This window comes from Streptomyces sp. TRM68367, assembly GCF_014495685.1.
Classification (GTDB): Bacteria; Actinomycetota; Actinomycetes; order Streptomycetales; family Streptomycetaceae; genus Streptomyces.
On the sequence record NZ_JACTVI010000088.1, the window covers coordinates 1 to 21,651 of the forward strand.

At 70.2% G+C, this 21,651-nt stretch carries 16 protein-coding genes, 1 tRNA gene, 1 pseudogene and 1 riboswitch; of the genes and pseudogenes, 16 read left to right on the forward strand and 2 right to left on the reverse strand.

The features are described from left to right. The first annotated feature begins 346 nt into the window (after positions 1-346). From H8R17_RS35575 to H8R17_RS35640, 14 genes are all read left to right on the forward strand, one after another. Positions 347-961 carry a hypothetical protein gene (locus tag H8R17_RS35575; RefSeq protein WP_187827339.1) on the forward strand — a complete coding sequence of 205 codons (615 nt, stop codon included), beginning with the start codon at positions 347-349 and terminating at the stop codon, positions 959-961. A 38-nt stretch (positions 962-999) separates the two neighbouring features. Continuing rightward, positions 1,000-2,493: a serine/threonine-protein kinase gene (locus tag H8R17_RS35580; RefSeq protein ID WP_223125881.1), complete on the forward strand. Its 1,494-nt coding sequence runs from the start codon at positions 1,000-1,002 to the stop codon at positions 2,491-2,493. Positions 2,494-2,761: 268 nt separating this feature from the next. Further along, positions 2,762-3,409, forward strand: a complete 648-nt coding sequence (locus H8R17_RS35585; RefSeq protein WP_187827341.1) for a SurA N-terminal domain-containing protein — start codon at positions 2,762-2,764, stop codon at positions 3,407-3,409. A 100-nt stretch (positions 3,410-3,509) separates the two neighbouring features. Continuing rightward, on the forward strand, positions 3,510-4,541 hold the full coding sequence (locus H8R17_RS35590; protein WP_187827342.1) for a nucleoside triphosphate pyrophosphohydrolase: 1,032 nt from the start codon (positions 3,510-3,512) through the stop codon (positions 4,539-4,541). A 282-nt stretch (positions 4,542-4,823) separates the two neighbouring features. Further along, on the forward strand, positions 4,824-6,107 hold the full coding sequence (locus tag H8R17_RS35595) for a cytochrome P450 (RefSeq protein WP_187827343.1): 1,284 nt from the start codon (positions 4,824-4,826) through the stop codon (positions 6,105-6,107). A 230-nt stretch (positions 6,108-6,337) separates the two neighbouring features. Then, a complete protein-coding gene (locus H8R17_RS35600; protein ID WP_187827344.1) occupies positions 6,338-7,312 on the forward strand; it encodes a transglycosylase family protein in 975 nt (324 codons plus the stop codon). A 192-nt stretch (positions 7,313-7,504) separates the two neighbouring features. After that, positions 7,505-7,693, forward strand: a riboswitch (cyclic di-AMP (ydaO/yuaA leader). A 4-nt stretch (positions 7,694-7,697) separates the two neighbouring features. After that, entirely contained in the window at positions 7,698-8,387 is a 690-nt protein-coding gene (locus H8R17_RS35605; RefSeq protein ID WP_187827345.1) for a transglycosylase family protein, read from the forward strand. 323 nt (positions 8,388-8,710) lie between these two features. Next, positions 8,711-9,991 carry a phosphopyruvate hydratase gene (gene eno, locus H8R17_RS35610; protein ID WP_187827346.1) on the forward strand — a complete coding sequence of 427 codons (1,281 nt, stop codon included), beginning with the start codon at positions 8,711-8,713 and terminating at the stop codon, positions 9,989-9,991. Positions 9,992-10,085: 94 nt separating this feature from the next. Next, the gene (locus H8R17_RS35615) at positions 10,086-10,562 is read left to right on the forward strand and encodes a septum formation initiator family protein (RefSeq protein WP_187827347.1); all 477 of its coding nucleotides are present in this window, start codon (positions 10,086-10,088) and stop codon (positions 10,560-10,562) included. Positions 10,563-10,635: 73 nt separating this feature from the next. Then, a complete protein-coding gene (locus H8R17_RS35620; protein WP_262505750.1) occupies positions 10,636-11,217 on the forward strand; it encodes a DUF501 domain-containing protein in 582 nt (193 codons plus the stop codon). 147 nt (positions 11,218-11,364) lie between these two features. Next, positions 11,365-12,324, forward strand: coding sequence for a Ppx/GppA phosphatase family protein (locus H8R17_RS35625; protein WP_187827348.1), 960 nt, complete (start codon positions 11,365-11,367; stop codon positions 12,322-12,324). Between the two features lie 131 nt (positions 12,325-12,455). Then, entirely contained in the window at positions 12,456-12,935 is a 480-nt protein-coding gene (locus H8R17_RS35630) for a hypothetical protein (RefSeq protein ID WP_187827349.1), read from the forward strand. 384 nt (positions 12,936-13,319) lie between these two features. After that, positions 13,320-14,732 (forward strand): NAD(P)/FAD-dependent oxidoreductase, encoded by a 1,413-nt coding sequence (locus H8R17_RS35635; RefSeq protein ID WP_187827350.1) that lies wholly within the window; start codon positions 13,320-13,322, stop codon positions 14,730-14,732. A 239-nt stretch (positions 14,733-14,971) separates the two neighbouring features. Continuing rightward, entirely contained in the window at positions 14,972-16,273 is a 1,302-nt protein-coding gene (locus H8R17_RS35640) for a cyclopropane-fatty-acyl-phospholipid synthase family protein (RefSeq protein WP_187827351.1), read from the forward strand. Positions 16,274-16,369: 96 nt separating this feature from the next. Here H8R17_RS35640 and H8R17_RS35645 read toward each other — a convergent pair whose 3' ends face one another. Together H8R17_RS35645 and H8R17_RS35650 are read right to left on the reverse strand one after the other, a co-directional pair. Then, positions 16,370-18,889, reverse strand: a complete 2,520-nt coding sequence (locus H8R17_RS35645; protein WP_187827352.1) for an ABC transporter permease — start codon at positions 18,887-18,889, stop codon at positions 16,370-16,372. 64 nt (positions 18,890-18,953) lie between these two features. Continuing rightward, positions 18,954-19,181, reverse strand: a pseudogene (locus H8R17_RS35650) (ABC transporter ATP-binding protein); the annotation flags it as partial. Positions 19,182-19,614: 433 nt separating this feature from the next. On the opposite strand from H8R17_RS35650, the gene H8R17_RS35655 reads away from it, so the two are divergent. After that, positions 19,615-19,697, forward strand: a tRNA-Leu gene (locus H8R17_RS35655). Positions 19,698-19,800: 103 nt separating this feature from the next. Next, a complete protein-coding gene (locus H8R17_RS35660; RefSeq protein ID WP_187827353.1) occupies positions 19,801-21,606 on the forward strand; it encodes a site-specific integrase in 1,806 nt (601 codons plus the stop codon). The last annotated feature ends 45 nt before the right edge of the window (positions 21,607-21,651 follow it).

The following is a 21,651-nucleotide window of genomic DNA, read 5'->3' on the forward strand; positions in this document are numbered from 1 at the left end:
TCAGGCGCGCTCGCCGCGTCAAGCCTCCCACCGCAAGGTAGGGCGGAATCTCCTTCCTGAGCTTGCGAAGGGAGGAGAGCACTTCAAGTCGAGCCCAACGTGTGGATGCGGCACCCGCTGTAGGCCGGGGCCTCGTTCGCGTAGGCCGAGGTCCCGTCCGCCGCCGGGGCGCCCGTGGGGTCGTACGACGCGATCGGTGTGACAACGGTTCGGTACACCCGGGACCGGTTGTCGGTGGCGGCCTATACGCTCGGACTTCCACACCGAGCTCTGCCATTCGTCCGGCCGACCCCCATCGGCATCACCGTCCGTCCGACCCATCGGCATCACCGGTCCAGGAGCAGTCATGTACGGCCACGGCGCGGCGCCGCCTCACCGCAGCGAGGCAACCGTCATCACCCTGCGCGTGCTGTTCGCCGCCGCCGGCTTCCTCACATGCGGCCTGCTCGCATGCGTGCCGCTGTTCCGGATCGCGATCCTGCGGGGGCGGCTGTGGGACTGGGTGGCTGCCTGGGTGAGCCTGCCCGTGTCCATCACGTGCCTCGCGGTGCTCGGCTCGGTGCCCATGACCGACCACCGGGGTGACATCGCGCTCGCCGTCGCCCTGCTGCTCGGCCTCGGCGCCGCCGCCCACTTCGTGATCGCGGACATCCGCATCCACAGCCGCCGCCCACCGCAGTACGCCGGCGCGCCGCTCCAGGCCCCCACCGCCCACGCCCCGTACGGCTACCCGCAGCCCGCGTCGCCGTACGCGCCCACGCCCGTGCCGCAGCCCCCGCCGCCCCACACGCCGATACCCCAGACCCCGCCGCCCGCACCCCACGCCCACGGCGGCCCCGTACCGCCGCCCCCGTCGCCCCAGCGTCCCGCGCCCGCCCGCATCGACCAGGTGCGTGCCGAACTCGACGAGCTCAGCGACTACCTGCGCAGGCACGACGGCCACCACGAGGGCGGAAGGTGACCGTGCCGGCAGGACGTGTCGTCGCCGACCGCTACGAACTGTCCACGCTCCTCGGCCAGGGCGGCATGGGACAGGTCTGGACGGCCTACGACCAGCGGCTCGACCGGCGCGTGGCCGTGAAGCTGCTGCGCCCCGACAAGGTGGCGGGCGCGGACGCCGACGAACTGCGCCGCCGGTTCGTGCGCGAGTGCCGGGTGACCGCGCAGGTCGACCATCCGGGCCTGGTCACCGTGCACGACGCGGGCAGCGAGGGCGAGGAGTTGTTCCTCGTCATGCAGTACGTCGACGGGGCCGACCTGTCCGGCCATCTCGCCGAGCACACCCCCTACCCGTGGCCGTGGGCGGTTGCGGTCGCCGCGCAGCTGTGCGCCGTACTGAGCGCCGTGCACGCCGTGCCGATCGTCCACCGCGACCTCAAGCCGCGCAACGTCATGGTGAAGCAGGACGGCACGGTCACCGTCCTCGACCTCGGCGTCGCCTCCGTCATGGACGCGGACACCACCCGCCTCACCCACACCGGCACCCCCGTCGGCTCGCCCGCCTACATGGCCCCCGAGCAGGCGATGGGCGGCGCGGTCGGCCCCTACACCGACCTGTACGCGCTCGGCGCGGTGCTGCACGAACTGCTCAGCGGGGACGTGCCGTTCTCGGGTTCGACGGCGCTCGGTGTACTGCACCGGCACCTGTACGAGCCGCCGCTGCCGGTGCGCCGGATCCGCGCCGAGGTGCCCGAGCCGCTCGAGGCACTCGTACTGCGCCTGCTCGCGAAGGACCCGCAGCACCGCCCGGGCTCCGCGCAGGAGGTCTACGAGGACCTGGCCGCGCTCCTGCCCGCGCGCGGGACACCCACCGCGGCGGCCCTCGACCCCACGCGCCCCTTCCTGCGCCCGCACGCCCCCTGGCCGGACCGCGCCCGCACCCCCGCACCCCAGCCCGCGCCCGCCGCTGACGCGCCGGCCGCCGAGAAGGTCGACGTCGCCGCCACCGTCGACGAGGTCAAGCGCCTCCTCGGCGAGGGCCGCATCACCCAAGCCGTCGACATCCTCGGCGCGCTCCTGCCCGCCGCCGCGGAACAGCACGGCGAGCGCTCCCCGGTCGTGCGCACCCTGCGCAAGCAGTACGCCGCCACCCTCCTGGACGATGGCCAGTACCGGCGCGCACTGCCCGAACTGCGCCGCCTCGCCGACGAACGCGCCGCCGAGGCCGGCCCCGCTGACCCGCAGTCCCTGCGCTTCCGCCACGACGCCGCCCAGTGCCTCGAACAGCTCGGCGATCCCGCCGCCGCGCTCGCCGAATACCGCGCGCTGCTGCCGTACTACGAGAACCAGTACGTCACCGCCGACGGTCCCGGCCTCGCCCACGAGGTCCGCCGCCGCATCGGCCATCTCCTGCTCGCCCTCGGCGACCGCGCCGCCGCCCACGACACCCTCGTCCGCCTGCTGCACGACGTGGACCGCGCCCAGGGCCCCGGCCATCCGCTGGCCGCCGAGATCAGGCGCACATTGCAGTGGCTGGGGCAGGTGCGCGGCTAGGCCCTTCTGATGGATCTCCGCAGCGTCGCGACGCCCGGCACGCGCGCTCGCCGCACGGTGCGCACGCCGATCGCACGCACCGAACGCCGCCCCTTCTCCTGCGGAGATCCATCAGAAGGGCCCTGGCACCCTCCGCCCGAGGGAGCGGGGGTGCCGGAAGTCCCGATGAATCGTTGGTCGAATGGGTTGGCCAGAGCTTGGCCGCTGCATACCATCGATCATCGCAAGACTTTGTGCACCGCCGCACAATCTCCAACGGGAGGTTCCCTTGCACCGCCGCCGTCGCACCGCGCTCGTCCTCACCGCCGCGATCGCCGCAGCGGCGCCCCTGCTCACCGCCTGCGGAAACGATGCGCATCCGGGCGCGGCGGCCGTCGTCGGCGGCCAGCGGATCACCGTCTCACAGCTGGAGGAGCGGGTGGGCGAGGTCCGCGCGGCCCAGCGGGCGGCCGTGCCCAACGACGCCCAGTACCAGCAGGCCATCGCCAGAACCGGCACCCTCACGCGGGACACCCTGCACACGATGATCCTCGACCGGGTGCTCCACCACGCCGCCCAGGAGGCCGGCGTGAGCGTGACCCGCAAGGAGGTCCAGAAGCTGCGCTCCGGCCTGGAGCAGCAGACGGGCGGCAGCAAGGCACTCCAGACGGCCTGGCTCCAGCAGTACGGCGTTCCCCCGCAGCGCCTCGACGAGAACCTCCGCCTCCAGCTGGAGGCCCAGAAGCTCGCCGGGAAGCTCGGCACCGACACCAACCGGCCCGAGTTCTGGAACGCCCTGTCCCAGTCCTCCAAGGAACTGAACGTCGACCTCAACCCGCGCTACGGCACCTGGGACGTCCAGAAGAGCAGCCGCGTCGACGCCCGCACGCCGTGGGTACGGGACGTCACCTCCGCGAACGCGCAGCAGACCACCTGAACCGGACGGGCGCGCAGCACGGTGGCGTAACGCTACGGCACCGCCGGTCACCCTGTGGATAGCTCCCGGGGCTGTCGGCGGTGTGGGTTAGCTTCGAATCGTGAACGCAACCAGCTCAGAAGCCACCCCCGCGAACGCCGCCCCCGGCCGCATCGTCCTGCTCACCACCAGCCACCGCGTCGCGCCCGGCCTGCTGTCCTGGCCCGCCTGGCAGGCACTGCGCACCGCCGACCGCGTGCTGTGCGCGGACGGCGCGCATCCGCAGCTGCCGTATCTGCGCGAGGCCGGGATAGTCGTCGACGAGGCGTCCCCGACCGCCGAGGAGCTGGTCGACGCCTGCGCCGGCGGGCGGACGGTCGTGGTCGTGGCGACCGGCGAGGGCGAGCCGGCCCTCACGGACGGCCTGGCCCGCCTGGCCGGTTCCGGCCGGGTGAGCATGCCGGAGCTGGAGCTGCTCCCCGCCTCCTACGATCTGCCCGGCGCCCGGCTCCTCGACCTCGTCCAGGTCATGGACCGCATCCGCGACGAGTGCCCGTGGTCGTCCCAGCAGACCCACAAGGGCCTGGCGAAGTACGGCATCGAGGAGGCGTACGAACTCGTCGAGGCGATCGAGGAGGGCGACCGCGACGAGCTGCGCGAGGAACTGGGTGACGTGCTGCTCCAGGTCGTCTTCCACGCCCGCGTCGCGGAAGAGGACCCGGAGACCCCCTTCTCCATCGACGACGTGGCGGCCACCATCGTCGCCAAGCTCATCCACCGCCACCCGCACGTCTTCGGAGAGGAGACGGCGACGACTCCCGAGGAGGTCAAGGAGCACTGGCTGCGCACCAAGGCGGTCGAGAAGCGGCGCACCTCGGTCACCGAGGGCATTCCACTGGGCCAGCCCGGCCTGGCGCTCGCGGCGAAGCTGGCTTCCCGGGTGCGCACGGCGGGCCTGGACGTGCCGCTGTCGCGCGTGGAGGGCGTCGGGTACGAGCTGCTCGCGCTCGCGGTACGGGCCGAGGCGGAGGGAACCGACCCGGAGGCGGCCCTGCGCGCGGCGGCTCGGGCGTACCGGGACGCGATCAGGGAGACAGAAAGAGCGGCGGGCCCGGGGGAAGCGGAGCACATACCGGCAAACGGCGAGGGCTGACGCCGGACTCGGCAGGCGAGCATCCGCTGCCGACGCCGGTCGCCGGGGACGGGCGGCAGGTTGTCCGGCAGGACGGGCGTGCGGACCGTCCGGCAGGGTGCGGTCGCCGAGCCGCGCCACGATGCGGGTGAGCGCCGCGAACAACCGGTCGGGCCGTCGCCTCCGTCAGTCGGTCGCGCCGACTCTCTCTGTCCTGCGGGAAGCCGAGAGGGAAGTGCGGGTCGGGGCTGGATGCCCCCATCCGCCGCGCTCCCGCCCCGACCCGCCGGATACCGTCGAGGAGTGACCGACCAGCCCACCTCTCCCAGCACCACGCGCGACACCGCACCCGAGCTCTTCACCTGGGAGTTCGCCACCGACCCCTACCCGGCCTACGCCTGGCTGCGCGAGCACGCGCCCGTGCACCGGACGAAGCTGCCCAGCGGGGTGGAGGCGTGGCTGGTCACCCGGTACGCCGACGCCAAGCAGACGCTCGCCGACCCGCGTCTGTCCAAGAACCCGGCGCATCACGACGTGCCCGCGCACGCCAAGGGCAAGACCGGCATCCCGGGCGAGCGCAAGGCCGAGCTGATGACGCATCTGCTGAACATCGACCCGCCGGACCACACCCGCCTGCGCCGACTGGTGTCGAAGGCGTTCACGCCGCGCCGGGTCGCCGAGTTCGCGCCGCGCGTCCAGCAGCTCACCGACCACCTCATCGACCGGTTCGCGGCGAAGGGAGACGCCGACCTCATCCACGAGTTCGCCTTCCCGCTCCCCATCTATGCCATCTGCGACCTGCTCGGCGTGCCCCGCGAGGACCAGGACGACTTCCGGGACTGGGCGGGCATGATGATCCGGCACGGCAAAGGCCCGCGAGGAGGGGTCGCGCGGTCGGTGAAGAAGATGCGCGGCTATCTCGCCGAACTCATCCACCGCAAGCGCGAAGCCCTGCCCCCCGAACCCGCCCCGGGCGAGGACCTCATCTCCGGCCTCATCCGCGCCTCCGACCACGGCGAGCACCTCACCGAGAACGAGGCCGCCGCCATGGCGTTCATCCTCCTGTTCGCCGGTTTCGAGACCACCGTCAACCTCATCGGCAACGGCACCTACGCCCTGCTCACCCACCCCGAACAGCGGGCCCGGCTCCAGGCGTCCCTCGCCCGCCAGGAGACCGCCCTCCTCGCCACCGGCATCGAGGAACTCCTGCGCTACGACGGCCCCGTCGAACTCGCCACCTGGCGGTTCGCCACGGAGCCGCTCACCATCGGCGGGCAGGACGTCGCATCCGGCGACCCCGTCCTCGTCGTACTCGCCGCCGCGGACCGGGACCCGGAGCGGTTCGCCGACCCCGACAGGCTCGACCTCGGACGCCGGGACAACCAGCACCTCGGATACGGCCACGGCATCCATTACTGCCTCGGCGCCCCGCTCGCCCGCCTGGAGGGCCGGACCGCGCTCGCCACGCTCCTCACCCGCCTGCCGGACCTCCGGCTCGCGGAGGACCCAGCCGAACTGCGCTGGCGCGGCGGGCTCATCATGCGCGGACTGCGCACGCTGCCGGTGGAGTTCACGCCAGTCCGGTAACCGGCGATCACGCCTGACCGGAAACGGGCCGTCCCGCCCGTCCGGTAATCGGCCGGGAACCGGCCGTGACCAGCGCGGAAAGTGACAAACCCTCTGGTCTGTGATCTTCACGTGATCTGTGCGGCACTAACTTGTGACAAGTGATTGAGTGCCGCTACGTTCACCCATCAGCGCGGCGCACTGGCACCACGCGCCGCGCTGGTCCCTGCAGTCTCCCGAAAGGTCCCCGCATGCTCTCCGGGAACGGTCGGCACCGTCGCCCCCGCCAGGCACCGGCACTCTTCGTCGCGGCCGGAGTGACCGGCTCCGCCGTCGCGATCCCGCTCCTCGGGGCCACGAGCGCCAGCGCGGCCGACGGCACGGCCTGGGACCGGGTCGCGGCCTGCGAGACCAGCGGCGCCTGGAGCGAGAACAGCGGCAACGGCTATTACGGCGGCCTGCAGTTGACCCAGGAGGACTGGGAGAAGTACGGGGGCCTCGAGTACGCCCCGAGCGCCGACCAGGCCAGTCGCAACCAGCAGATATACGTCGCCGAGAAGATCCTCGCGAAGGAGGGCCCCGCCGCCTGGCCCGTCTGCGGTCTGACCGCCGGGCTGACCGAGGGCTCCGGCTCGGTCGATGTCGACACCGGTGTCCAGCAGGACCAGTCGTCCGGCACGTCGGGGTCCGGCACATCGGAATCCGGCACCTCTGACACTTCGGGTAATTCAGACACATCTACTTCGGCCGGTTCTTCGGGCGAGTCGCCTTCGCCGGCCGCTACACCTCCGTCCGACGCGGCCTCGCCCGACTCATCCGACCTGTCTGATTCGTCCGTGTCTGACGGGCCGTCAAGTACTGCGGACGAACTGGCCAAGTCCGACACATCTCCGGAGTCCGGCAGCGAATCCGAGCCGACCCCCAGTGCGCCGCAGGACCCCCAGTCGGACATGTCGGGGCAGGGTGTGGGCTCTTCGAGCCTGACCGACACCGGGGCGGTCGGCACCGGCCGTCACCGCGGCCCGAGCGCCGACGAAAGTCCGGCGGCGGACGGGTCGTACACCGTGCGTCCCGGGGACACTCTGTGGTCCATTGCCGACTCCCTTGGCCTCCAGGGCGGATGGCGCGAGCTGTACGCCGAGAACAAGCAGGTGATCGGAGCCGACCCGAACGTCATCATCCCCGGTCAGCAGCTGCACGTCGGTGCCGAAACGGGCGAAAAGTAGCAGCAGAACAGCGGGAGTTCACGTCAGGGTTCGCGCTGAATGTCCGTTATGAAGACAGTGAGAGATAGATCTCAGAAGCCCTGATCGTCTTTGAAATTCCGCGAATCGCGTGTCTACGGTCAGGACCGCTCGCCACCGTGAGCCCCGGCTGCCGCAACGCCGAATCCTGCCAGCGGCCGTCCGGGACAGTCGTCGCGTCAAGCGCCGCAGGCAGGAGCGGGGGACCCAAGGTAAGCGCCGGGTCCGGCAGTTGAGGCCCTTCGGGGTGACTCACGGCCGGATGCGGCTTGGGGTGAAGCCGTGGCCCGAGAGGGACACGGCCGGGCAACTCAACCGGCCCGAACCCGACAGCTCACCTCGCAGGCGTCGGTGAGGGGATCTTTCCATGCTGTTTTCCGGCAAGGGCAAGCACCGCCGTCCGACCGTCCTTCAGCGTTCTGCTCGCGCTATCACCGTCGTCGGCGTCACCGGTGCCGCTGCCGTCGCCGCCCCGCTGATGGCCGCCGGCAGCGCCTCCGCCGCCACCGCCAGTGAGTGGGACACCGTCGCGCAGTGCGAGTCCGGCGGCAACTGGGCCATCAACACCGGCAACGGCTACTACGGCGGCCTGCAGTTCTCCGCCTCCACCTGGGCCGGCTACGGCGGCACCCAGTACGCCTCGACCGCCGACAAGGCCACCAAGGCGCAGCAGATCGAGATCGCCGAAAAGGTCCTCGCGGGCCAGGGCAAGGGTGCCTGGCCGGTGTGCGGCAAGGGCCTGTCGAGCGCCACGTACAACGGCGCCGGCTCCGGCTCCTCGGACAGCGCACGCGAGAGCGGGCAGGAGGTCTCCCGCTCCGCCGAGCGCCCGGCCCCGCAGAAGTCCCAGAAGAGCCAGAAGACCGTGACCACCCCGACCGGCAAGAAGGTCAAGAAGGGTGACGGCGAGTACAAGGTCGTCAAGGGCGACACCCTCAGCTCGATCGCCACGGAGCACGACGTCAAGGGCGGCTGGGAGAAGCTGTTCCAGCTGAACAAGGACATCGTCCAGGACGCCGACCTCATCTACCCGGGTCAGCAGCTGCACCTGAAGTGATCAGGGGCGGAGGTTGAACCAGGCGGCCCTCGCGTCCGTGTCCTTCACCGTAGAGGCCACGTGAGGGTCCGCCCCCGCCCCCCACGGGCTCCCCGCCCCGGTGCGTGTTCCCCCGTACGCACCGGGGCGGGGTTTTTCACGCCCTGCCGACCCCACGCTTTGTTCCGTTCAGAAACAATTTACTCTCGGTTCTGTCCAACGGGTGGGTGACCGGCTGGCTGATCGCCCGGAGCCGGTTAGGCTCATCTCGCGAAGCCAGCCAGGCTCCGCACACCCCGGGCCACGCAGCCCGCGTACCCGCGTCACATCAGAAGGAGATGCTCGTGCCGTCCATCGACGTCGTCGTAGCCCGGGAAATCCTGGACTCCCGAGGCAACCCCACGGTCGAGGTCGAGGTCGGCCTCGACGACGGCAGCACGGGTCGTGCCGCCGTCCCGTCCGGCGCCTCCACGGGCGCCTTCGAGGCCATCGAGCTCCGCGACGGTGACTCCAACCGCTACATGGGCAAGGGCGTCGAGAAGGCCGTGCTCGCCGTCATCGAGCAGATCGGCCCTGAGCTCGTCGGCTACGACGCCACCGAGCAGCGCCTGATCGACCAGGCCATGTTCGATCTGGACGCCACCGACAACAAGGGTTCCCTCGGCGCCAACGCCATCCTCGGCGTCTCGCTCGCCGTCGCCCACGCCGCCTCCGAGGCCAGCGACCTGCCGCTCTTCCGCTACCTGGGCGGCCCGAACGCGCACCTGCTGCCGGTGCCGATGATGAACATCCTGAACGGCGGCTCGCACGCCGACTCCAACGTGGACATCCAGGAGTTCATGATCGCCCCGATCGGCGCGGAGTCCTTCTCCGAGGCCCTGCGCTGGGGCGCCGAGGTCTACCACACCCTGAAGAAGGTCCTGAAGAGCAAGGGCCTGGCCACCGGCCTCGGCGACGAGGGCGGCTTCGCCCCGAACCTCGGCTCCAACCGTGAGGCCCTCGACCTCATCCTTGAAGCCGTCAAGGAGGCCGGCTACACCCCCGGCGAGCAGATCGCCCTCGCGCTCGACGTCGCCGCGTCCGAGTTCTACAAGGACGGCGTCTACACCTTCGAGGGCAAGGAGCGCTCGGCGGCCGAGATGACCGAGTACTACGCGGAGCTCGTCGACGCGTACCCGCTCGTCTCCATCGAGGACCCGCTGTTCGAGGACGACTGGGAGGGCTGGAAGACCGTCACCGCCAAGCTCGGCGACAAGGTCCAGCTCGTTGGCGACGACCTGTTCGTCACCAACCCGGAGCGCCTGGCCCGCGGCATCGAGGAGAACTCCGCGAACGCCCTGCTGGTCAAGGTCAACCAGATCGGCTCCCTGACCGAGACCCTGGACGCCGTCGAGCTGGCCCAGCGCAACGGCTTCAAGTGCATGATGTCCCACCGCTCCGGCGAGACCGAGGACGTCACCATCGCCGACCTGGCCGTCGCCACCAACTGCGGCCAGATCAAGACCGGCGCCCCGGCCCGCTCCGAGCGCGTCGCCAAGTACAACCAGCTGCTGCGCATCGAGGAGATCCTCGACGACGCGGCGGTGTATGCCGGGCGCAGCGCGTTCCCGCGCTTCAAGGGCTGAGCGCTCAGTTGTAGGAAGCGTCGTACGTACGTCCCCGCACTCGGTCCCGTACCGTGTCCGGGGACGTACGCACGTATGAACGGAGGCGGGAGCCATGGCCGGGAAGGACCGGGACCGTTTCTCCACCGCGACCAGGATCCGGCTGCTCGGTGAGCAGACGGCGGCGCGGGTCTACCGCTCCCAGACCCGGCGCCAGGCCCGCCGCTCCCGGCTGACCGGCCGGGCCGCGCTGCTCGCCATGGTGCTCTGCTCGCTGATCGTGGCGCTCGCCTACCCGATGCGGCAGTACGTCTCCCAGCGCGCCGAGATCGACGACCTGGAGCAGCAGAAGCAGCAGGCCCGGGAGCAGGTCGAGCAGCTGCGCGATCTCAAGGCGCGGTGGCAGGACGACGCGTACGCCGAGCAGCAGATCCGGCAGCGGCTGCACTATGTGCTGCCCGGCGAGACCGGCTACATCGTGATCGACCCGCACGCGGCACGGCAGTCGCACGCCGACCAGGGCGCGGCCGACCGGCCCTGGTACGCGAACGTCTGGGACGGGGTCGACAAGGCCGACGCCGCCGATTCGTAGACCGCCGGGTCCGGTACGGCCGACGCCGCCGACCGGTGAACGTACAGCCCGGTGACCGTATAGAAAGACAGGTATGGAAACTCCCGCCCGTCGCCCGACCGCCACCCCTCAAGGACAGCGCTCCGCGCTGAGCCTGTTTGATCTGCCGCCCACCCCGCGCACCGAGCCCACCGACGCGGACGTCGAGGCCTTCAAGCTGCAGCTCGGACGACCGCCGCGCGGACTGCGGGCGATCGCGCACCGGTGCCCGTGCGGTCAGCCGGACGTCGTGGAGACGGCGCCGCGGCTGCCCGACGGTACGCCGTTCCCGACGCTGTACTACCTGACCTGTCCGCGGGCCGCCTCGGCGATCGGGACGCTGGAGGCGGACGGGGTGATGAAGGAGATGACGGAGCGGCTGGCGACGGATCCTGAGCTGGCCGCGGCGTATCGTGCGGCGCACGAGGACTACATCCGGCGGCGGGACGAGATCGAGGAGCTGACGGGCTTCCCGAGCGCCGGGGGCATGCCGGACCGGGTGAAGTGTCTCCATGTGCTGGTCGCTCACTCGCTGGCTGCCGGGCCGGGGGTGAACCCGTTGGGCGACGAGGCGATCGCGATGTTGCCGGAGTGGTGGCTGAGGGGGCCGTGTGTGGTGCCGGCCGGTGATCAGTGACCGTCGGTCTGCGTGCCGTACCAGGGGGCTCCGCCATCTGAACCCCCGGCCATTGGCCCCCCACCACCCGACTCGGTCGGCCGAGAGGTGATCGACTCGGTCGGCTGAGAAGTGGCCGACCTGGTCGCATGAAGGAAGGACCCACCTATGACCCGCGTCGCCGCGATTGACTGCGGTACGAACTCGATCCGGTTGCTCGTCGCCGACTGTGACCCGGCGAGCGGTGAACTCGTCGACCTCGACCGCCGTATGACCATCGTCCGGCTCGGGCAGGGCGTCGATCGGACCGGACGGCTCGCGCCCGAGGCGCTGGAGCGGACCTTTGCCGCCTGCCGGGAGTACGCGTCGGTCATCAAGGAGCACGGCGCCGAGCGGCTGCGTTTCGTCGCCACGTCCGCGTCGCGGGACGCCGAGAACCGGGACGAGTTCGTGCGCGGGGTGCTGGACATTCTCGGCGTCGAGCCCGAGGTGATCACCGGTGACCAGGAGGCCGAGTTCTCCTTCACGGGGGCGACCAAGGAGCTGGCGGAGGCCGATCACCTGCCCAGTCCCTACCTCGTCGTGGACATCGGCGGCGGCTCGACCGAGTTCGTCGTCGGCGAGGACCACGTGCGCGCGGCCCGCTCCGTCGACGTCGGCTGCGTGCGGATGACCGAGCGGCACCTCGTACGGGACGGTGCCGTGTCCGACCCGCCCACCGAGGAGCAGATCGCTGCGATGCGGGCCGACATCGAGGCCGCCCTCGGCCTGGCCGAGGAGACGGTGCCGTTGCGGGAGGCGCGCACGCTGGTCGGCCTCGCCGGCTCGGTGACGACCCTGTCGGCGATCGCGCAGGATCTGCCCGAGTACGACTCCACGGCCATCCATCACTCCCGCGTCTCCCACGACCGCGTCCGCGAGATCACCGACTGGCTGCTGCGCTCCACGCACGCCGAGCGGGCGGCGGTCCCATCCATGCACCCGGGGCGGGTGGACGTGATCGGAGCGGGTGCCCTCGTCCTGTTGTCGATCATGGAGCGGATCGGTGCCGAGGAGGTCGTCGTGAGCGAGCACGACATCCTCGATGGGATAGCGCACAGTTGCGCCTCAGATGATCAATGGCCGTGACCTGCGACAACGCACGAAAGGGGGCCCGCCCCAGGGAACTGAGGCGGGCCCTTTCGCGAGAGAACGGCCCCGGTACCTCACGGTAGGTACCGGGGCCGTTCCGTTCGGCCCACCGCGCCACTCGGGGGAGCGTGTCCGCGGCGGGCCCCGAACTCGATACGCGGGCGCTCGGGCTTGATGCGCTGCCCGAACTGCACGGCGTCGAGCTGCAACATGACGTGCAGCATGTGCCAGCGCCTGAGATTCAGCTCGGCCGCGCGGTCGATGTATCCGACCTTCACCAGTGGCGCAGCGAGTCGGGGTTCGTCGTGGCGAACAGTCGCGCGCCCGGTACGGACAGTCGGGCGAGTAGCTGCGTCCAAAAACCCTCGGGCAAGAGGGTTGCCTCGTCGACGTACGGGCCGAACGGGGACGCGTCTTGCAGGGGCTCGAACACGTTCCGCTCGATCGTCTGCAACGACCTGCCACAGACGATGATCAGACCGGACAGGCCGGCCGTGGCGACCGCGATAACGAACTCCAGTAGCGAGGCGATCGTCTTTCCGCACGGCGACCTCGCCGGCGCGGTCGTCGGCATCGCGTGGTCGGTGGCAGAAGAGCTCGGCGGCTGACGTACGAGCGCCTTCGGGGGTCCTCGCGGGCCCCTCGAAGACAGCTCGCCGGAAAAGTTCGTGAAGTTCTTCACAAGGAATTGGGCCCTGTCGAGCGCGAGATGCGGGTCTGTTGACCCATCCGGGGCCTCACCTGGGGTTTGAACGTGTTCAGAGGGCGTTTCCCGCGGGGCCCTGTGAAGGTGCTCCGCAGGGTTCATCTCGACCTGTGGGCGACCCGGAGTGGCAGCTCACGCGGCATTGACAACGGCCCGCCCCGCACACGGGTTCCCGGTTCCCGCCATGGCTTCCGTCACGTGAGCGCGGCAGTGTAACACAAGGGCCGACCGAGCTTGTGAAGGGGCGCACGAGCCACCCCCCTGAGGCGGGTGGATACTCGATGCCATGAGCACCACGGAGCGTCCCAGGATCCTCGTAGTAGGCGGTGGGTACGTAGGCCTGTACGCAGCTCGGCGCATCCTCAAGAAGATGCGTTACGGAGAGGCGACCGTCACGGTCGTCGACCCCCGGTCGTACATGACCTACCAGCCCTTCCTTCCCGAAGCCGCCGCCGGCAGCATCTCCCCGCGCCACGTCGTCGTCCCGCTGCGACGCGTGCTGCCCAAGGCGGAGGTCCTCACCGGCCGGGTCACCACTATCGACCAGGACCGCAACGTCGCGACGATCGCGCCGCTGGTCGGCGAGGCGTACGAGCTGCCCTTCGACTACCTGGTCATCGCGATGGGCGCGGTCTCCCGCACCTTCCCGATCCCCGGCCTCGCCGAGCAGGGCATCGGCATGAAGGGCATCGAGGAGGCCATCGGCCTGCGCAACCACGTTCTCGAGCAGCTCGACAAGGCCGACTCCACGACCGACGAGGACATCCGCCGCAAGGCGCTCACCTTCGTCTTCGTGGGCGGCGGGTTCGCCGGTGCGGAGACCATCGGCGAGGTCGAGGACCTGGCCCGGGACGCGGCGAATTACTACAGCAACGTGTCCCGTGACGACATGCGCTTCATCCTGGTCGACGCCGCCGACAAGATCCTGCCCGAGGTCGGCCCGAAGCTCGGCAAGTACGGCAAGCAGCACCTCGAAGGCCGCGGCGTCGAGGTCTACCTGTCCACGTCCATGGAGTCGTGCGTCGACGGCCACGTGGTGCTGAAGAACGGCCTCGAGGTCGACTCCAACACGATCGTGTGGACGGCCGGCGTCAAGCCCAACCCGGTCCTGTCCCGCTTCGGTCTGCCCCTCGGCCCGCGCGGTCACGTCGACTGCGAGCCGACGCTCCAGGTCAAGGGCACCGACTACATCTGGGCCGCGGGCGACAACGCCCAGGTCCCGGACCTCGTGGGCCGCAAGGCGGGCAACGAGAACGCCTGGTGCCCGCCGAACGCGCAGCACGCGCTGCGGCAGGCCAGGGTGCTCGGCGACAACGTGATCTCCGGTATGCGGGGCTTCCCGCAGAAGGACTACAGCCACGCCAACAAGGGCGCGGTGGCGGGCCTGGGCCTGCACAAGGGCGTCGCCATGATCGTCATGGGCAAGATGAAGATCAAGCTCAAGGGCCGCCTCGCCTGGTACATGCACCGTGGCTACCACGGTCTGGCGATGCCGACCTGGAACCGCAAGATCCGAGTCTTCGCCGACTGGACGCTCGCGATGTTCCTCAAGCGCGAGGTGGTCTCCCTCGGGGCGATCGAGTCGCCGCGCGAGGAGTTCTACGAGGCCGCCAGGCCGGCGCCGGTCGCCGCCGCGCCGAAGGAGAAGACCGAGGAGAAGGCCGAGGAGAAGGCCGAGGAGAAGGCCAAGGCCTCCTGACCGACGGTCACTCACCGCCCTGTCCGAAGGGGCCGCCCGCCATCCGTGGTGCGGGCGGCTCCTTCGGCGTTTCCGGCCGCCTGGTGGAGCGTGGCGGCCGTTGCTCCGACCGAGTAGGTCCGGCGCCTTGACAGACGGTTTGCCGAGACATGACGCGCGTGAGGGACTGCGCTGACGCCCCGCAGGTGTTTACGTGGGTACTGGACATTCCGGGATCACCTGTCACGGAGGTGTGCACCATGTCTGACGCCGCGCTGCGGCTGAAGCGCCTGCTCGAACAGTTGCTGGGAGACCCGCTCCCGGTGCGCATCCGCGCCTGGGACGGTTCGCAGGCGGGGCCGCCCGGCGCCCCCGCACTCGTCGTACACAACCGTCGCGCCCTGCGTCGGCTGCTGTTCAAACCCGGCGAACTGGGCCTGGCCCGCGCCTGGGTGGCCGGCGACCTCGACGTCGACGGCGACCTCTACACCGCCCTCGACCTGCTCGCCGGTCTGATCTGGGAGCGCGGCGAGGACGCCCGCACCCTCGCCGAGTCGCTGCGCGACCCCGACGTGCGGGCCGCCGTACGCGGGCTGTTCCGGCTCGCCGGGCCGCCGCTGCCGCCCACCCCGCCCCCCGAGGAGGTGCGCAGGCCCCGCCGGCACCTGCACACCAAGCGCAGCGACAGACGGGCCATCAGCCACCACTACGACGTGAGCAACGACTTCTACGAGATCGTCCTCGGCCCGTCCATGGTGTACTCCTGCGCCTACTGGCCTTCCCCCGACAGCACCCTCGAACAAGCCCAGCGCGACAAGCTCGAACTCATCTGCCGCAAGCTCGGCCTGACAGCCGGTCAGCGCCTTCTCGACGTCGGCTGCGGCTGGGGCTCCATGGCGATCCACGCCGCCCGCGAGCACGGCGTGAGCGTCGTCGGCGTGACCCTCTCCCAGGAGCAGGCGGCGTACGCCCGCAAGCGCGTCGCCGACGAGGGGCTCACCGACAAGGTCGAGATCCGCGTCCAGGACTACCGGGACGTGCGCGACGGGCCGTACGACGCGATCTCCTCCGTCGGCATGGCCGAGCACGTCGGCGCCGAACGGTACCTGGAGTACGCCACCGATCTGCACCAGCTGCTGGGGCCCGGCGGGCGGCTGCTCAACCACCAGATCGCCCGCCGCCCGCGGCGCGACGAGTCGGCGTACAGCGTGGACGAGTTCATCGACGCCTACGTATTCCCCGACGGCGAGCTCCAGCCCGTCGGCAGCACCGTGTCGATGCTGGAGCGCGCCGGGTTCGAGGTGCGTGACGTCGAGTCGATCCGCGAGCACTACGGGCTCACCCTGCGCCGCTGGGTCGCCAACCTGGAGGCGAACTGGCGCAGCGCCGTGCAGCTCACCAGCCCCGGCCGGGCCCGGGTGTGGCGCCTGTACATGGCGGCGTCCGCACTGGCCTTCGAACGCAACCGCATCGGCGTCAACCAGGTCCTCGCGGTCCGCACCCCGGACTCCGGCACCTCCGGCCTGCCGCTGCGCTCCCGCACCTGGAACGAACTGAACTGACCGTATAGAAAAGGGGCCCCGCCGCTGTCCGCGACGGGGCCCGTCTGCTGTGCGGTTACTCCGACTTGATCGCCTGGAGCAAGGGGTGTCTGGGGGTCACGCCCCAGAAAGAGGAGCCAGCCGGGCCGCCCGCCGGGCCGGCCACAGCGCGGCGAGCACGCCCACCGCCGCGGCCAGCAGGAGGAACACGGCGAGCCGCGTCCAGGGCAGGACCAGTTCGTACGTCGGCAGCGTTGTGGCCAGCAGCTTCCCGGCCGCCCAGCCGAAGAAGACTCCCAGGCCGATGCCGAGCACCCCGCCGAACAGCGAGATCACCAGGGACTCCATGCGGACCATCCGCTTGACGCCCTTGCGGTCCAGGCCGATCGCGCGCAGCATGCTGATCTCCTGGGAGCGCTCGAACACCGACATGGCCAGGGTGTTGATGACCCCGAGCACCGCGACGATCACCGCCATGGCCAGCAGGCCGTAGACCATGTTCAGCATCAGCGTGAACAACTGCGCGGTCTCGTTGGAGATGTCCTTCTTGTCCTGGATCTTGATCGCCGGGTTGGTGCCCAGCGCCTTCTCCAGCCGGTCCTTCGTCGCCTCCGAGGCGCCGCCCGATGTCTTGACCATCACCTGCATGTCGGTGGGGTCGTCCAGGTGCGGGGTAAGGGTCCTGTTGTCGATCATGATGCCGTGCATCATGTCGTTGCCCTCGTACACCCCGGCGACCGTCAGCCGCTGCTTCTTTCCGTCCTCGTAGGCGACGGTGAAGCCGGAACCGGCCTTCCAGCCGTGCGTCCTGGCGGTGGCGTTGTCCACGACGACCTGCGTGCCGCCGACCTTGAACGAGCCGTCGTCGACCTTGAGGTCGGTCAGCTCGCCGATCGTGGCGCCGTCGACGCCGGTCAGGTACGCGTCCTGGCCGCCGATGCGGGAGGCTGCGTTCCGCATCGGGCTGGTGGCGGTGACGCCCTCGGTCCGCTCCAGCTTCCGGCCGACGTCCGGCGACAGCGGGAGCCGGTTCGACATGGACACCACGTAGTCGGCGCGGATCGCGGACGCCGCCAGCTTGTCGATGGACGACTGCAGGCTGCCCGCCATCACCGTCATGCCGGTGATGAGGGTCAGGCCGATCATCAGCGCGGAGGCGGTGGCGGCCGTACGGCGGGGGTTGCGCACCGAGTTCTGCCGGGCCAGCTTGCCCGCGACACCGAAGGCGCGCAGCACCGGAGCGGCGGCCGCGATCATCGGGCGGGACAGCAGCGGGGTCAGGATGAACACGCCGATGATCAGCAGGACGGCGCCGATGCCCATGGGGGTCGACCCGTCCGAGCCGCTCATCGTCGTCGCCGCGAGGATGACCGCGATGCCCGCGCCCGAGAACAGCGCGCCCAGCGTGTTGCGCAGCACCAGCGACTTGGTGGTCGCCGTCGCGTGCACGCTGCTCATCGCCGCCACCGGCGGGATCTTCGCGGCCCTGCGGCCCGGCAGCCGCGCCGCGAGCATGGTGATGAGGATGCCGACCGCGAGCGCGGCGCCGACCGTGCCCGGGGTGACGACCAGCGGCCCGTCGGGCACCGGGGCGTCGAAGGAGCCCATCAGGGAGCGCAGCCCGGCTCCGATGCCGACACCGGCGGCCAGGCCCGCCACGGCGGCGACCGCGCCGACCACGAACGCCTCGATCAGCACCGACCGCGTCACCTGCCGGCGGGAGGCGCCGACCGCGCGCAGCAGCGCCAGCTCCTTGGTGCGCTGGGCGATCAGCATGGTGAAGGTGTTGGCGATGATGAACGTGCCGACGAACAGCGCGATACCGGCGAACACCAGCAGGCCCTGCTTCATGCCGCTCATCTGCGAGGCGATGATCCTGGCCTGGTCGTCGGCGAGCTGCTTGCCGGTGGTGGTCTCGACGGCGTCCTTCGGCAGCGCCTTGTCCAGCTCGGCCTTCAGCGCGGCCTGGGTGACGCCGGCCTTCGCCTTGACGCCGATCTGGTCGTACGTGCCATGCCTGCCGAACAACTGCTGCGCGGTCGCCGTGCCGAACAGGACGAGGCTGCCGCCGGCCGCGACATTGCCGTCGTCGGTGGTGAAGACGGCGCTGATCCTCGGGGTCAGCACGGGACCGTCGACGGACAACCGCACGGTGTCGCCGACCTGGTAGCCGGCGCGCTCGGCGGTCTCGGCGTCCAGGGCGATCTCGCCCGGGCCCTTGGGGGCGTGGCCGTCGGTGAGCGGGTACCGGGGGTCCCTGGCGCCCCAGTAGTTACCGCCCTGCGTCTGGAAGCCGTTGCCGACCAGCTTGCCGTCCTTGTCGGCGATGGCGGTGAAGCCGCCGACGACACCGACGGCGGAGTCGGCGCCAGGGACGCGGGCGCTCCGGTCGAGCACCGCCTGCGTCAGCTCGGACGGCTTGCCGACCTGGTCGCTCCGGGAGTCCTGGATGGCGGGCTCCACGGCGACGTCGACCTGGTCGAAGCCCTTGGCGGAACTCTTCTGGTACGCGTCGGAGATGGTGTTGGTGAAGACCAGGGTCCCCGACACGAACGCGACGCCGAGCATCACGGCGAGCACGGTCATCAGGAGCCGGGCCTTGTGCGCGAGTACATTGCGCAAGGCGGTACGGAGCATGGGGTTGTCTCAGTCCTGGAGTCGGGAGTGAGGGGACGTCAGCTGGTGGGGACTCGGGCGTCGTTCAGCTGGTGCGGCCCATCGCATCGAACTCGGGGGTCTGGGGGTCTCCCCCAGAAAAACGCAGCATGCGGTCCAGGACCGAGTCCGCCGACGGCGCGTACAGCTCGTCGACGATCCGGCCGTCGGCCAGGAAGACGACGCGGTCCGCGTAGGCCGCCGCCACCGGGTCGTGGGTGACCATCACCACGGTCTGCCCCAACACCCGTACGGAGTTGCGCAGGAAGCTGAGGGGGGCGGTGGTCACGGGATGGCGCTCCTGTCGGATGACGGTGTGTGTTCGGGAACGTGAACCATCGTCAGGGCAGAGCGCCCCACTTGTAGTCAGCCGCTGTTCCGGTTCCGAAGGCCGACTCGGGTCGGACCAAGAGAGGGCCGGGTCATACCTGCGGATGACGGCCGATCCTGAGGAAGTCCGGTACGGCACCGGGGGGAGCGTGATCGTCGAGAACCGGTAGAGCTCCCTCGTTCGGGCGGTGAAATTCCGTCATTCCGCATGCGCGGCCGACCGTCGCACGCAAGGCTATTGGCAAGTGAGGATGGTGACTTCTGATGGCTGATGCACCCTCAGACGTCAATAAAATAAGACAACATCGGTCCGCCCTTCCGCTGTTCGGGGGATGTGTCCCGATAGGCTCGGAACCTCGACGCGGAGCCCGCGGCCTGCCCGGATGGTGGAATGCAGACACGGCGAGCTTAAACCTCGCTGCCCCTTGCGGGCGTACCGGTTCAAGTCCGGTTCCGGGCACCGCCCCAAGCGCCATAGTTGACCTGCGAAAACAACTGAAAACCGATCGCTCGGCATGCCCCCTTGGGAACATCGCGGGAACATTCGCGTAGTCTCCGGGGGCATGGCGAGCGTAGTTGCGCGTAAGAACAAGGCTGGTGAGATAACCAGCTATCAGGTCAAGTGGCGTCTCGGCGGCTCGGCCTCGGCGGACTGGCAGACGGAGCGGTTCGATGACGAGGACTCCGCGACGGTCTTCAAGGAGGCCGTGGACGAGGCGGGTCAGCTGTGGCCGCCCGGGTGGGTCAAGGGCAAGGGCTACATCGACCAGGCCGCCGGTGACGTGGACGAGTTGCGCTACCGGTTCGACAACTGGGCCCGGGAGTGCATAGGGAACCGCACGGGCGTCAGCGAGAAGTACCGCGAGGACTGCATACGCGAACTGGAGACGTACCTCTTCCCCACATTCGGGAATTGCGACGTGCGGTCCGCCGAGCACTTCAGCAAGGCGACGGTGAGCTCGTGGGTCAACGCGATGACGAAGACGTACGTCTGGCGCGGCTCGAAGCGGAAGCTGATGAGCCCGAAGACGTTGAAGAACCTCCACGGCCTGCTGAGCGGCATCCTCAAAGAGGCCGTGATCCACGAGCCGCCGCTGCGCGACCGCAACCCCTGCGACCTCACACGGCTGCCGCGTACGGATGACGACGGGATCGAGGACGATGAGGGCGAGGACATCGAGTTCCTCGAACCGGAAGAGGTCGCCGGGATCGTCTCCTGCTTCAACCGGCCGGAAGACCGGATCTTCGTGCGCATGACGTACGGCACCGGTATGCGGTGGGGCGAGATCACGGCCCTCGCGCGGAGCCACGCACGCAACCCGAAGCCTGGCGTGTTCGAGCTGCGCGTCGCCCGGGCCTGGAAGCGCGGCAAGCGCGGCACCGGCTTCTACCTCGGCGCACCCAAGAGCAAGGCCGGCCGCCGGACCGTCGACATCACCGAGGGCCTGTGGCAGGAACTGCTCGACCTCGGCCTCGCCGGCATGCAGCGGAAGGCGCTGATCTTCCACAACGGCCAGGGTGAGCGGATCGTCTACAGCACGTTCTACGAGCGGTGGATGGCGGCCGTCGCGAAGGCCAAGGAACGCGGCCTGCTGCCGGACTGGAAGTTCCCCACGTTCCACGACCTGCGCCACTCCCACGCGGCGGCGCTGATCTCGGCCGGGCACAGCCTGACGTACGTACAGCGGCGCCTCGGCCATGAGTCCATCAAGACCACGTCGGACACGTACGGGCACCTGCTCAAGACCGCGCACAAGGCAGCGCTCGCCACGATCGACGCCGTGCTCGGCATCCAGGGCGGGAACCAGGAGGAGGACATCCCGGAGAACATCCCCGTGAAGAACCCGGGGCAGTCGCTGTACGTGGCGCACCTCGGCGCGCGGCTGCTCGGTTTCTGGGACGTGGAGCATGCCGAGACGACCGCGGAGCGGTGGGCGGCCGAGCGCGGTGGCGCCGTGCGGGTGGAGCGCATGACGTGTGAGTGGTGGATTCGCACCGTCGGCGGCGAGGTCGGCAGCAACAACGGCCTGAAGGGCGTACGGAGCGAGGTGCCGCACCGGGCCTACATCTGGGAGGTGGGGCCGGCGGTGTATGCCGCGGACGGCTCGGAGGTCGTGGCGGATGCGGGCGCGCATGAGCCGCGGGGCCGGTGGGTGTGGGACTTCGAGGACGCCTACACGGAGGAGCCCGCGCACGCGTCTGCGCAGTGGCGGCCGGGGCCGGCGACTGAGACGGAGGCCCGCGCGTGGGGGCCGGATCCGGAGGCGGTGCGGGCGGCGTATGCCACGGCTCGCGCGAACGCGCTGCGGATCTGCTCGCTCAACCCGGCAGCCCGCAGCGTGGAGGACGGGCAGCAGACGCTGACGTGACAGCCGAATACGCCGAAGGGGCCCCGGGGTCGGGGCCCCCTTTTT